Consider the following 13348-nt stretch of genomic DNA (forward strand, 5'->3'; position numbering starts at 1 on the left):
AAAATCTCATCATCTAGTAATAGAGAATATAGAAGCATTTTGTAAGAAAAAACGTACAAACATTCAAATAAGTACTGGAGGAGATCAAGTTTATACTAAAAATCATATAAATTGACCCCGATATTAGATTGAACGTAAGGATTTTATACGATAAAACAAATAAACAACCACAATTGTGATGATTGGAATCCATCTTTATAAGAAAAAACGTACAAACATAGCACTCCATTATCGAGTAGGATATACTATATAATGAAGAAAAGGATGATATAGGATGAAAAACGCTAGCATATTGTTGTATGGTTTAGTCTTCTTATTGATCTCCACATTTATTGTAAGCGGTTGTACTAAAGTAAAGGAAAACAATGAACTCATTATTCAAAACGATCTAAAGCAACAACTGATAACGATGGCTGAAATAGAAGTTTACAGTTTTGAGAACTTTCCATGGTCAGTTAATAAACAAGCAGTCATTGACCAGCTAAAAAATGAGACCATTCAATCGAATGAAACTAATCGGATTATAGTAGCAAGTGATTTACTTTCAAATAGTAATATGCAACAGCAAGTCATCTATAATTTTGAAGAAGAACAACTAATATCCGGGGAATATTGGTTCATAACTACAGATGATAACCAGTTTAATTCTTTGCTTGAAACTATGAATTTACTATTATCGGAGCATTTTCCCTCTCCTAAATCTGATAATTTAGAAAAACTCGAACATGCTATTCGTTCAGGAGCTAGCGATGTAAACATCATGTGGCAAGGGAGCGATAATAGCTATTTTTATGTTAAAATTGGCACGACGGAACAGAACAAAAAGGTATTGCAAATTCATATTACATCTCCAAGATCGGAACAAAATAGTTTGAAAAAAGATTAATCTATTCTGTAGGAGTCGTTTCGTTAATAAATAGTATATGTGAAGAAGTAAATTGGAACAATTGAAGTTAAACTTTATAGTGTTATAGTAGCAGGTTAGATGAATAAACGAGCAAAATATAGGAGTATTTTTCTTGTGATGACGTTTATGTTAATAGGTTGTAGTAATAGTGCAAGTGATTGGGCATTTAATTTTGTTGTATATCAAAATAATATTTATAATGTTTCTAATCAAACACTCGATCATGTTGAACAGCAATTAGGTGAGATTGATAAGCTTGTTACAAAAGAAGCGACTTATAATTATAAACGAACATTTTCAAATAAGTACCCAGTAGGAACAAAAATATTTAAAATCAGTAATATTGATATTAGTAAATCAATAGCTATCGAAATTGGTGAAGGGACTTATCTGCAAGCTGATAATCAAGGTGAGTATGGCAAATAAAAGGAAACGGAGCAGTTGAATGAGGATATTCCTTATTCGACTGCTTTTTTGGTTAGCAGAATGATGAGTAATTACAAAAACAGATGTAACATTTTCTAAAATTTGGTATAGTGAATAAAATAAAAGCGTGGAGAAAAAAAGGATAAAGAGAGTATTTTGAACTTATACGATTTTAGTGAAACTGTTATTGTTATTACAGGTGATCGATTTGCTGGAAATGTAGCACTTCATTATGAGATTGAAAACAGAAATGAGGAGTAGACCAGATGAAGGAAAAGGTAGATGTTAAGCAGTGGCAGGAATGGGTGTATGGAGAAAGTAATGGATTAGAGCGGTTAGCTATTGGCGAGGATGCGCTAGATCAGCTCGCTCATTTTGTTGTAGCAAAAGGTTACGGACGGATCGTTTTAATTAGTGATCAGAAGATTGATGAAGTGACGGGTATTAATGAGGCTGTGAAGACGCAATTGCAAAAACAAGGAAAAGCTGTAGCTGTTAAACTAATTACTGCCAAACAAAATGGTGATGTTATTGCTGACGAAGCAGCGGTAGTGGAAGCATTACTCGCCATTACAGGGCATCAAGCGGATGTTGTTATTGCGGTTGGAGCAGGAACGATTCATGATATTGTTCGCTATGCTGCGTTTGCTAGTAAAATACCGTTTATATCTGTTCCAACAGCCCCTTCTGTCGATGGATTCACTTCTAAAGGTGCACCACTGATTATTCAAGGGCAAAAAATTACGATAGCTGCGATTGGACCAACTGCTTTGTTTGCAGATATTAACGTCTTAGTAGCTGCGCCACGTGCGATGATTGCAGCGGGGTTTGGCGATATGTTAGGTAAATATACATCTTTACTAGATTGGAAATTCGGACATTTACGCTATGGAGAACCTTATGATCAGCAGGTGGCGGATAAGACGAAGGTAGCATTGCTGGCATGTGTGCTGGAAGTGTCAGCTATTGCAGCGGGTGAGAAGAAAGCTATTCAATTATTGTTAGAAGCATTATTATTGTCAGGTTTTGCTATGCTCCAATTCGGTCACTCACATTCTGCTTCGGGAGCAGAACATCATCTATCGCATAGCTGGGAAATGGCGTATTTGGAAGCGACTAAAAATCAATTGTTACATGGTGCAAAAGTGGGGGTTGCTTGTACGTTAATTAGTGAACTGTATCATAAGCTGATTACTGATGAGCAGACAAGTGCCTTATCTAAAGAGGATAGAGCTGTTTTAACATCTTTAGTAGCATCTTTACCAACACAGCACCAATTAGAACAATTGCTCCAACAAGTTGGTGGACCAGCTACTGTTGAGCAACTTGGCATAGACAAATCAATACTAGAAAACAGTTTGCGAACAGCTCATGAAATTAGACCTAATCGTTATACTGTCTTGCGGATAAAACGAACAGGCGAAAACAAAGGAATAAGCGAATAAAAAAGGCAGCATGGTGGAAGCAAAGGAAATTGCTTTCTGTCATGCTGCTTTTACTATTTAGAAATTAAAGTTATCTGGATCTGCACCGAATCGTTTGTTTTGATTAAGCGCAGAAATTTGAGCGATCTCGTCTGTAGTTAACTCGAAATCCCAAACGTCTCCATTTTCGATCATACGAGCTGGTGTAACTGTTTTGGGAATGGTAATCACTCCCGTTTGAATATCCCAGCGCAGCACGATTTGGGCAGCGGACTTATTATACTTTGCAGCGATTTCTTGAAGCAGTGGGATGTCCAAATTACCTTGCATGAGCGGGCTCCAAGCCGTTAGTTTGATTTGATGTTGATTACAAAATGCAAGGAGTGGCTCCTGTGTAAGTAGTGGATGATATTCTACTTGATTGACCATTGGTTTAATTTCACATGTTGCAAATATGTCTTCCAAATGATGAATATGAAAATTACTTACACCAATTGCCCGTACTTTTCCGTCTTTATAAATTTGCTCTAATGCTCGCCAAGTGTCCTTATATTTTCCCTTTACTGGCCAGTGGATAAGCAGCAAATCAATAACATCTAATCCTAGTTTCTTTTGACTTCGTTCGAAGGCAGCTAACGCTGATTCGTACCCTTGATCTTCGTTCCAAATTTTTGTTGTAACAAAGATGTCGTTCCGAGGTACTGGCGTATTTGCTAGTGCAGCTCCTACACCTTCTTCGTTTTGATAAATAGCTGCTGTATCAATATGACGATATCCGTTTTCTAGTGCAGCTAAAACAGTACGTTCTGCTTGTCCTTCTTCTGCAACTTTCCAAACACCTAAACCAAGCTGAGGCATAGTAATTCCATTGCTTAGTGTTAAGCTTTGTGTCAAAGGTTGTGTCATTATAAATCCTCCTTGAAAAGTAAAATGTAGAAATGGATGGAATAATTCTATCGTTAATTCTATCTTTTAGTATAGCCGTTAGAAAATGGATTTGGCAAATCGATAGCTTTTTTTAAAATGAGATATATGATGACTATTTTGCTCTATGTCTGCTAAAGCAGAGATGTATCTGGATCAATCCCAAACCGTTTATTTTCATTTAGACTAGATATACGAGCTATCTCATCTTCTGTCAATGCAAAATCGAAAATAGTAGCGTTTTCAATCATACGAGCAGGTGTCACCGTTTTTGGTATCGTAATTACCCCTGTTTGTAGATCCCAACGCAATATAATTTGAGCAGCCGTTTTATTATATTTGGCGGCGATCTCTTGCAGTAACGGGATCTCTAGATTGCCTTGCATTAATGGACTCCAAGCGGTGATTTTAATTTGATGGTCGTTGCAAAAGGAAAGCAAAGGCACTTGTGTAAGTAACGGATGATATTCGACCTGATTAACCATCGGTTTAATTTCTGCATGAGCGAACAAGTCTTCCAAATGATAGATTTGAAAATTACTAACACCTATCGCGCGAACTTTACCAGCTTTATATAACTGTTCTAATGCTCGCCAAGTATCAATGAATTTATCTTTCAAAGGCCAGTGGATAAGTAAAAGATCAATGACATCTACTCCGAGTTTTTGACTACTTCGTTCAAATGCTGACAACGTTGTTTCAAACCCTTGGTCATCGTTCCAAATTTTTGTCGTAACGAAGATTTCATCGCGTGGAACGCTAGTTTTTGCAAGGGCGGCACCCACTTCATGCTCGTTTTTGTAAGACGCTGCTGTGTCGATATGGCGATAGCCCACTTCTAGCGCAGTTAAAACGCTCCGCTCTGCCAATCCCTCCTCCGTCACTCTCCAAACACCTAAACCAAGTTGTGGCATCTTAACGCCATTGCTTAATGCGACACTTTGAGTACAAGCTTGTCTCATCGCAGTTCCTCCTATAAACAATATCATTGGTTTCATGACTATATTCAGTATAACCGTTGAAAAATAGAGTTGGCAAATAAATGTTATTTTACTATTGATAATATTTGAAATAAGAAAAAAATGCCCGATTATTTTTGTTTTAATGTATATTCAAACACAAACAAAGATGATATACTGGATGAAACAGAAGTAAACCTAAATAATCTAGAGCAATTATTTTAGAAATTACAAATTGGTGGAGGAATTGGGAATGGTACAATCACTTTGGAATAAAGAAGTTGCAAATAATTTACAAGCAGGATTAAATGAACTCGTTTATCGTTCTAATATTATTGGAGAAGATCGTCGTGTTTGTAATTTCGGCGGAGGTAATACATCAAGCAAAGTAATCGAACAAGATTTCCGTGGACGCGATGTGGAAGTTATGTACGTTAAAGGTAGTGGATCAGATTTAGCTTCTATGAAAGCAAGTAACTTTACAGGGCTACGCATGGATGATATTCGTCCTTTGTTTGAGCGTTCCGAAATGTCCGATGAAGATATGGTTGCTTATTTGGCTAATTGTATGATCGATGCAAAACATCCTCGTGCTTCTATTGAAACGTTGTTGCATGCATTTCTACCATTTAAACATGTTGATCATACGCATCCTGATGCGATTATTAGTCTGTGCTGTGCAGATAACGGTAAAGAACTAGCCAAAGAAATTTTTGGTGATCGATTTGTTTGGGTTCCATATGTACGTCCTGGTTTTACACTGTCCAAAATGATTGCAGAAGGTGTACTTGCAAATCCACAAGCAGAATGTGTGCTGATGGAAAAGCATGGTTTAGTTACTTGGGGAGAAACTTCTGAGGAAACTTATGCTCAAACGATCAAAATAATTAATGAAGCAGAGCAATTTATTGAAGCTCGTGTACAAGTTGATAAAATATTTGGCGGTAAAAAATATGACGCATTAGCTCCAGAAGTTAGACGTAATGTTGCAGCTCAAGTTATGCCAGTTATTCGTGGAGCAGTAAGCGATGAGAAGCTAATGATTTTGTCCTACGATGATGAAGCAGACGTACTAGCATTTGCTAGCGGTCGTGATTCTGCTCAACTATCACAAGTTGGTGCAGCTTGCCCAGATCATTTGGTACATACAAAAGTTGTTCCTCTATTTATCGATTGGGTGCCGAATGCTGATGATATAGAAGGATTGAAAGAAAAGCTAGTTGCAGGTGTGGCAAGTTATAAAGAGCAATACAAGCAATATTTTGAGCGCAACAAAAATGAAGGCGACGTTATGTTTGAAGCAGCACCGCGCGTCATCATTATCCCAGGTGTCGGCATGATCAATACAGGAAAAAGCTGGTTCATGTCGCAAGTGAGTGGAGCATTATTCCACCGAGCGATAGCGGTTATGCGCGGAGCAACAGCACTAGGTAATTTCGTATCTTTGAGCGAAAATGAGTCGTTTAATGTAGAGTACTGGCCACTAGAATTGTACAAATTATCGCTTGCTCCAGCGGAAGCTGAGTTTTCTCGTAAAGTTGCCTTTATTACAGGTGGTGCAGGTGGTATCGGTAGCGCAACAGCAAGACGTCTTGTAGCAGAAGGTGCACACGTTGTCCTTGCCGACTTGAACTTGGAAGGTGCGCAAAATATCGCAAACGAAATTAACGAGCAGTACGGACAAAACCGTGCGATAGCTGTTAAAGTAGATGTTACGAGTGAAGAATTGGTGCAAGCAGCTTATAATGAAGCGGCTATTGCTTACGGTGGTGTGGACACTATCGTTAACAATGCAGGCTTGGCAACATCAAGTCCGTTCGATGAAACATCACTTAAAGAGTGGAACTTGAATATGAACGTACTTGGTACAGGATATTTCCTTGTAGCACGTGAAGCTTTCAAATTGATGAAGCAACAAGGTGTCGGCGGTAATATGGTATTTATCGGATCTAAAAATTCGGTTTACGCTGGAAAAAATGCATCAGCTTATAGTGCAGCCAAAGCGCTTGAAGCTCATCTAGCTCGTTGTATTGCGGCAGAAGGCGGAGAGTTTGGTATTCGAGTAAATACGATTTTACCAGATGCTATACTACAGGGATCAGCGATTTGGAACGGTAATTGGCGAAATGAACGTGCAGCAGCTTATGGTATTGAGCCAGATCAATTAGAAGAGTACTACCGTAAAAGAACGACGCTACAAGTTAATATTTATCCTAGCGATATTGCGGAAGGCGTTGCGTTCTTCGCATCTTCTCGTTCTGATAAAACAACGGGTTGTATGTTAACGATCGATGGTGGCGTTCCGGCAGCATTTACTCGTTAATCGTATATCGAGTAATAGATAGTCGTTTGGATGCAACCCAAGCTGAAAATGCATTAATGACGCCGATGGCTTATCCAATGAAATAGATATAAGGCATGATGAATGTTACTTAGTAAGTGGAACTGAAATTTATTTCAGGCTCTACCTCAAAATCAGTACTTGACGTGTGAACGTGCAGATAGTCTCTCACGGCTCGGACAATTACAGGAAGTAAGAAGCGATTTATACGATTTTTCACACAAGTTGCCTCCAAATTGATTCCAATTGATGCCGATTGTACGAAAAATCGTACATAAAGCAAGGCGCGGCATTCAAACAGCGAAATTTTGTACGATTTATCGTATAAATTAGTTATCATTGCCTGGAAATGACCATTCTCTGTACGAAAAATCGTACAAAACGGTCTTCCGTGCCGCGCTACCCAATTAACATCAGCACAGGTCAAGCACTGATTTAGGTTTTGAGCCTTATTTCTATCAAATAAAATGTAATTAATTTAAATATGGGAGGGCTTAGCTCATGGTGGATCGCGCTTATGCACTATTTGAGGAACAACAACAAGCACGGGGAATAGATTTGAACGTAGTAAAGGAAAAGTTGAAATCACTAAAAATTGAAACGCCGTCATGGGGATATGGTGATTCTGGTACGCGTTTCAAAGTGTTTCAAAAAGAAGGAGTACCTCGCACACCTTTCGAAAAGTTTGAAGATGCGGCACAAGTGCATGCAGTTACGGGGCTTGCTCCATCAGTAGCAATTCACATTCCGTGGGATAAAGTAGAGGATTATGGGAAGTTACGTAGTCATGCGGAAAGTTTAGGTCTTTCGATTGGCGCAGTTAATCCCAACTTATTTCAAGAAGACGAATATATGCTTGGCAGTGTAACGAATGCCGATGCTAAAGTACGTCAAAAAGCAACAGCGCATTTGCTAGAGTGTGTAGACATTGCTAAAGAAACCGGTTCTCGTGATTTAAGCCTATGGTTTGCCGATGGTACGAACTATCCAGGTCAAGGACATATTAGACAGCGTAAAACGTGGATGCTAGAATCATTGACGACGATGTATCAAGCTATGACACCAGAAATGCGTATGTTGATTGAATATAAATGTTTTGAACCGGCTTTCTATCATACAGATATAGCGGACTGGGGAATGGCTTATAATTTGGCACAAAAACTTGGACCGCAAGCAGAAGTATTGGTAGATACAGGGCATCACTTGCAAGGTGCTAACATTGAGCATATCGTTGCTTATTTATTAGATGAAAAGCGACTTGGTGGATTCCACTTTAATAGTCGTAAATATGCGGATGACGATTTGATCGTTGGTACTGTTAATCCATATGAACTATATTTAATTTTCTATCAAATTTTGGATGCAGCACGTGCGCAAGATGCGGCTATTCGTCAAAATGTAGAGCAAATTGCTTATATGATCGATCAATCTCATAATATTGAAGCGAAAATTCCAGCAATGCTACGTTCTGTATTAAATGTACAAACACAATTTGCCAAAGCGTTACTTATCAATCATGAAGAAGTAGCGGAAGCGGCGAATAGAAATGATGTATTAGCAGCAGAGCATGCGGTACGTCGTCCATTTGAATTTGACGTAACACCATTGTTAGTGGCAATTCGCGAAGAGCAAGGGCTACCTGCTGATCCAATGCAAGCTTATCTAAATAGCAGCTATGGCAAAAACATTTTAGTTAGAGGTAAAGGTGGTGCGAGCTGGTGACCTATGTTCTAGCATTTGATCTTGGCGCAAGTAGTGGCAGGGCAGTGCTTGGACAGTTGGTGGACGGAAAAATCGAATTGGAAGAGTTGCATCGCTTTTCTAACGATCCTGTTCAAGTCGGCGGCGAGTTACATTGGGATATATTACGTTTGTTACATGAGCTAAAGCAAGCATTAATTAAAGCGAAAAACCGTGGTATTGTGCTAGATAGTATGGGGATCGATTCTTGGGGTGTAGATTTCGGTACATTGAATGAGCAAGGAAAGTTGTTAGGTAATCCATATCATTATCGCGATACTCATACCGTTGGTGTGATGGAGCAATTAATCGAAAAGCTATCTGCTGAAACGATTTTTGGACGTACGGGCATTCAAATGATGGGCATCAATACACTCTATCAACTAGCTTCTTTAAAAACGAATCAATCGCATTTGTTGCAAGGCGCTAAACATATATTGATGACTCCAGCATTGCTACGATACTTTTTAACGAACGAGATGCACAATGAATTTTCAATGGCGACTACATCGCAGTTGTTTAACCCGATTGTTGGAGACTGGGATGACCATTTATTAGAAGCGATTGATATAGAGAAAGAAATGTTAGGTAACGTTGTTCAGCCTGGTACGTACGTGGGTCAGCTTAGTGCAGAAGTGTGCGAGGAACTAACGATTGATCCGATTCCAGTCATTGCTGTAGCAGAACATGATACAGGATCGGCAGTAGTTGCTGTACCAGCAGAAGAAAAGTCATTTGCTTATTTAAGTAGTGGTACGTGGTCGTTGATAGGGACGGAAGTGCAAACGCCGGTTATTAATGAACTGTCACAACAATTGAACTTTACCAATGAAGGCGGAGCGTACGGCACTTATCGATTGCTTAAAAATATTATGGGGCTATGGATTATTCAAGAAAGTCGTCGAGCTTGGGAAAAAGCTGGTCAAACGTATTCATTCCCAGAGTTAGTGAAATTGGCAGAACAAGCAGAGCCATTTGCTCGTTTTATCGATGTGGACGACGAACTATTTATGCATCCTGGTAATATGCCAGCCCAAATTAATGTTTATTTGCAACAAACGAATCAACAAACGACCGATGATGTCGGTAGCATTGCCCGGGTAATTATGGAAAGTTTAGCTTTTAAATACCGGATTGCACTGGAACAAATTGAGCAGTTAACAGGTGAAGTGTACGATGGGCTCCATATTGTTGGTGGTGGTATTCAAAACACGCTGCTTTGTCAATGGACGGCTAATGCAATTGGTAAACCAATCAAGGCAGGACCTGTTGAAGGAAGTGCGATTGGCAACATGGTTGTACAATGGATTTCTGCCGGGAAATTAAAGGATGTTTGGGAAGCAAGAGAAGTAATCAAACGTTCTTTTCCTATTGATATATATGAGTCAAAGCAAACAGAAGAGTGGAATACTGCTTTTGAACAGTATAAACTAATAACGGGACAGTAAGTGTCAAAAGGGCTAACTTATCGTTGCCTTGCACGAACCAACTTCAATGAAGCGAGGAATGAACTATGTTAGTTGCCGAACGTTATGATTATATTGTGCAATTAGTAACCGAGCGAGGCAGTATCCGTGTATCGGAATTAAGCGAGCTATGCCAAGTAACGGAAGAAACGATCCGAAGAGATTTGGATCGTTTGGAACAAATCGGCTCCTTGCGGAGAACGCATGGTGGAGCGGTTAGTGTCAAAGAGGAACAACCGGAAATTCCTTATTCTGAACGTGAAATTATGTACGCGGATGAAAAGCGAAGAATTGCTGAGCAAGCGATTAAGCTGATTCAAACGAAAGATCGGATATTGCTCGATGCCAGTTCGACTGCTTGGTATATGGCGGCATCGATGCCAGATATTCCGATAACAGTGTTAACTAACTCTATCAAAGTTGCTTTGGAACTTAGTCATAAAGAGAAGATAGAAGTAATATCTACTGGTGGTATTTTAGCCGCTCGTTCGTTATCGTACGTTGGACCGTTAGCGGAACGATCATTGGATGCATATCATGTGGACAAATTATTTTTTTCCTGCAAAGGCGTTCACCTGACACGTGGAATTAGTGAATCCAATGAGTTACAAGCGAGAATTAAGTACCGGATGGTAGGTATGGCAGATGAAGTTGTTTTGTTAGCTGATGCTAGTAAGTTTGGTGTTCAATCTTTTACGCATGTGGCAGATGTGACAGCGATCGACCATATTATTACGGATCAACGACTATTAGATATCCATCAACAGCAATTAAAAGAAAATGGTATGACAGTAACAATCGTGTAACAGACCGTGCAAATAAACAGGCGCTGGCTTCCAATAAGAAGCGCAGCGCCTGTATTGCTATCGGCCTGGCAGCGAATTATGCTAGGGGGATGACGATGAAGGTCTCATTATTTATTACTTGTATTAGCGACGTTATGTTTCCAAAAGTAGGGGAAGCAATGGCACGACTGCTGGCACGAGAAGGAATCGAGCTTCAATTTCCGACGATTCAAACATGCTGTGGTCAACCGGCATACAACAGTGGATATTGGCAGGAAGCACGTGAATCAGCAGAGACGATTATACGGGCATTTGAAGATAGCGATTTTGTTATCGCACCGTCTGGCTCATGTACAGGAATGATTCATCATTATCCGAAGTTGTTCGAAAAAGAGCCAGCGATGTTAGAGAAGGTACATCAATTAAAAGAAAAAACATATGAATTTACACAGTTTATGGTGAATGTACTCGGTGTAACGGATTTGGGCGCTAATTTTCCACACAAAGTAACCTATCATCCATCTTGTCACGGAACTCGTATATTGGGTGTAAAAGATGAACCTATTCAGTTGATGAATAACGTGGCTGGATTAGAGTTAGTGCCGTTACCATTTGCTGAAGATTGCTGTGGGTTTGGTGGTACTTTTGCCATCAAAATGGCGCATATTTCAGGTGCGATGGTTACCGAAAAAGCAGATCATGTGTTAGAAAGCGAAGCTGAAGTATTAGTAGGGCTCGATATGGCTTGTTTGATGAATATTAGTGGAAATTTGCATTATCGCAATAAAGAAGTAAGAGTAATGCATTTGGCGGAGCTGCTATATGAAGGAGTGAAGCAATAATGAGTGCACAACAAGCAGTCAAAAAAACGGTACGAGAACGAGCGGAATTAGCACTTCATGATGAATTTTTACGAAAAGCGGTAAAGTTCACAACCGAGCGATTACGCAATGGTAAACAGCAGGCTACGACAGAACATGGCAACTGGGAATTATGGCGCGAGCAAGGTAGACAGATTAGATTGCATACGATTGCTCATTTGGACTACTATTTGGATCTGTTTGTAAACAATGCACGGGCGAATGGTGTTCACGTTCATTTTGCATCCACCGCTGCTGAAGCAGTCGAGCTAACGCTAGATATAGCGAAGCATTCTGGAGCGCGCTCTGTCGTCAAATCAAAGTCGATGGTAACAGAAGAGTTGCATTTGAATCAAGCGCTAGCTTCGATAGATGTGGAAGCAATCGAAACGGATTTGGGTGAATATATTATTCAGCTTGCTGGCGAGATGCCTTCGCACATCGTTATTCCAGCAATTCATAAAAACCGTTATCAAATTGCAGAGCTATTAAGTAAGGAAGCTGGTTATGAATTGCCAGCAGAAACAACGGCACTTGCTGGTTTTGTACGTAAAAAACTACGTGAAAATTTTCTCGAAGCTGATATCGGTATGACAGGTTGTAATTTCGCCATTGCAGAGAGCGGATCGATGGTTTTATTTGAAAATGAAGGTAATGCACGGATGGTAAGTACAGTTCCCAAAACACAAATAACATTGATGGGAATGGAACGAATCATTCCTTCATGGACAGATTTGGAAGTGATGGCAACTTTGCTCCCTCGTTCTGCTACAGGGCAGAAATTAACGATGTATATGTCCGGTATTACAGGACCAAGACGTTCGGATGATCTAGATGGACCAGAAGAAATGCACATTATTATTGTAGATAACGGTCGTTCCTTGCAGCTAGGTGATCCTGAATTTCAAGAACTGCTCAATTGTATTCGCTGTGGAGCATGTCTTAACGCTTGCCCTGTCTATCGACATATTGGTGGTCATGCCTACGGCGGTACGTATAGTGGACCTATCGGTGCGGTATTAACTCCTTCTCTCAATAGTAAAGTGGAAGAGTGGGATGATATTGCTGGTGCGTCTAGTTTATGTGGTGCTTGTTATGAAGCTTGCCCGGTAAAAATACCATTGCACGATATGCTCGTTTATTTGCGTAGAAGAAAAGTGGAAGCAGGACATGGCAATAAGTTAGAGTCACTTGGTATGCAAGGTTTTGCGAAAATTATGAATAGCTCTGGCAGAATGGGTGGTGTTGTTCGTTTAGGACAGATTGGGCAAAAGCTAGTCGTTCGAGATGGTTTTATTCGTACCAAATTAGGACCATTAAAAGGTTGGAATAGTTATCGCGTAACACCAAGTATACCAAAAAAATCGTTTCGTTCTTCTTGGCCGAATCTTGATCAGCAATTAAAAGAAGAGTTGCGAGAATTAAGTACGGTTAAACGAGATCGGATGGAAGCATTAGTCCAAAAACGTAAAAAAGATAACAAAAAATAATAGGTTGAACATGGAAAGGAGGCAGC

The 13348-nt window shown here is 39.7% G+C and carries 11 protein-coding genes; 9 read left to right on the top strand and 2 right to left on the bottom strand.

Annotation, left to right across the window (positions count from 1 at the left end; genetic code table 11):
• Positions 1 to 274 precede the first annotated feature (274 nt).
• The 3 genes from ACFSTH_RS10145 (at position 275) to ACFSTH_RS10155 (ending at position 2778) form a co-directional block, all read left to right on the top strand.
• The gene (locus ACFSTH_RS10145) at positions 275 to 886 is read left to right on the top strand and encodes a hypothetical protein (RefSeq protein ID WP_377774404.1); all 612 of its coding nucleotides are present in this window, start codon (positions 275 to 277) and stop codon (positions 884 to 886) included.
• Positions 887 to 1021: 135 nt separating this feature from the next.
• A complete protein-coding gene (locus tag ACFSTH_RS10150; RefSeq protein WP_377774402.1) occupies positions 1022 to 1333 on the top strand; it encodes a hypothetical protein in 312 nt (103 codons plus the stop codon).
• A 266-nt stretch (positions 1334 to 1599) separates the two neighbouring features.
• On the top strand, positions 1600 to 2778 hold the full coding sequence (locus ACFSTH_RS10155; RefSeq protein ID WP_377774400.1) for a sn-glycerol-1-phosphate dehydrogenase: 1179 nt from the start codon (positions 1600 to 1602) through the stop codon (positions 2776 to 2778).
• 57 nt (positions 2779 to 2835) lie between these two features.
• On the opposite strand, the gene ACFSTH_RS10160 is transcribed toward ACFSTH_RS10155, so the two are convergent.
• Together ACFSTH_RS10160 and ACFSTH_RS10165 are read right to left on the bottom strand one after the other, a co-directional pair.
• Complete coding sequence (locus ACFSTH_RS10160; protein ID WP_377774398.1) at positions 2836 to 3663, bottom strand: aldo/keto reductase; 828 nt, start codon at positions 3661 to 3663, stop codon at positions 2836 to 2838.
• A gap of 152 nt (positions 3664 to 3815) precedes the next feature.
• Entirely contained in the window at positions 3816 to 4643 is an 828-nt protein-coding gene (locus tag ACFSTH_RS10165) for an aldo/keto reductase (protein ID WP_377774396.1), read from the bottom strand.
• 250 nt (positions 4644 to 4893) lie between these two features.
• Between ACFSTH_RS10165 and ACFSTH_RS10170 the strand changes: the two genes are divergently transcribed.
• From ACFSTH_RS10170 to ACFSTH_RS10195, 6 genes are all read left to right on the top strand, one after another.
• A complete protein-coding gene (locus ACFSTH_RS10170; protein ID WP_377774394.1) occupies positions 4894 to 6963 on the top strand; it encodes a bifunctional aldolase/short-chain dehydrogenase in 2070 nt (689 codons plus the stop codon).
• A 519-nt stretch (positions 6964 to 7482) separates the two neighbouring features.
• Positions 7483 to 8703, top strand: coding sequence for an L-rhamnose isomerase (rhaI, locus tag ACFSTH_RS10175; protein ID WP_377774392.1), 1221 nt, complete (start codon positions 7483 to 7485; stop codon positions 8701 to 8703).
• Positions 8700 to 10169 carry a rhamnulokinase gene (locus ACFSTH_RS10180; protein WP_377774390.1) on the top strand — a complete coding sequence of 490 codons (1470 nt, stop codon included), beginning with the start codon at positions 8700 to 8702 and terminating at the stop codon, positions 10167 to 10169. The genes rhaI and ACFSTH_RS10180 overlap by 4 nt, the downstream gene beginning before the upstream one ends.
• 65 nt (positions 10170 to 10234) lie before the next feature.
• Complete coding sequence (locus ACFSTH_RS10185; RefSeq protein ID WP_377774388.1) at positions 10235 to 10993, top strand: DeoR/GlpR family DNA-binding transcription regulator; 759 nt, start codon at positions 10235 to 10237, stop codon at positions 10991 to 10993.
• 95 nt (positions 10994 to 11088) lie between these two features.
• On the top strand, positions 11089 to 11814 hold the full coding sequence (locus tag ACFSTH_RS10190; RefSeq protein WP_377774386.1) for a (Fe-S)-binding protein: 726 nt from the start codon (positions 11089 to 11091) through the stop codon (positions 11812 to 11814).
• The gene (locus ACFSTH_RS10195; RefSeq protein ID WP_377774384.1) at positions 11814 to 13322 is read left to right on the top strand and encodes a LutB/LldF family L-lactate oxidation iron-sulfur protein; all 1509 of its coding nucleotides are present in this window, start codon (positions 11814 to 11816) and stop codon (positions 13320 to 13322) included. Before ACFSTH_RS10190 ends, ACFSTH_RS10195 begins: the two co-directional genes overlap by 1 nt.
• The last annotated feature ends 26 nt before the right edge of the window (positions 13323 to 13348 follow it).

Origin of the sequence: Paenibacillus yanchengensis (assembly GCF_042684845.1) — a bacterium.
Taxonomy (GTDB): domain Bacteria; phylum Bacillota; class Bacilli; order Paenibacillales; family Paenibacillaceae; genus Pristimantibacillus; species Pristimantibacillus yanchengensis.

Coding starts and splice junctions, on each gene's coding strand:
- ACFSTH_RS10170 (WP_377774394.1), top strand. CDS start 4,894: ATGGTACAATCACTTTGGAATAAAGAAGTTGCAAATAATTTACAAGCA.
- ACFSTH_RS10165 (WP_377774396.1), bottom strand. CDS start 4,643: ATGAGACAAGCTTGTACTCAAAGTGTCGCATTAAGCAATGGCGTTAAG.
- ACFSTH_RS10190 (WP_377774386.1), top strand. CDS start 11,089: ATGAAGGTCTCATTATTTATTACTTGTATTAGCGACGTTATGTTTCCA.
- ACFSTH_RS10160 (WP_377774398.1), bottom strand. CDS start 3,663: ATGACACAACCTTTGACACAAAGCTTAACACTAAGCAATGGAATTACT.
- ACFSTH_RS10155 (WP_377774400.1), top strand. CDS start 1,600: ATGAAGGAAAAGGTAGATGTTAAGCAGTGGCAGGAATGGGTGTATGGA.
- ACFSTH_RS10195 (WP_377774384.1), top strand. CDS start 11,814: ATGAGTGCACAACAAGCAGTCAAAAAAACGGTACGAGAACGAGCGGAA.
- rhaI (WP_377774392.1), top strand. CDS start 7,483: ATGGTGGATCGCGCTTATGCACTATTTGAGGAACAACAACAAGCACGG.
- ACFSTH_RS10145 (WP_377774404.1), top strand. CDS start 275: ATGAAAAACGCTAGCATATTGTTGTATGGTTTAGTCTTCTTATTGATC.
- ACFSTH_RS10185 (WP_377774388.1), top strand. CDS start 10,235: ATGTTAGTTGCCGAACGTTATGATTATATTGTGCAATTAGTAACCGAG.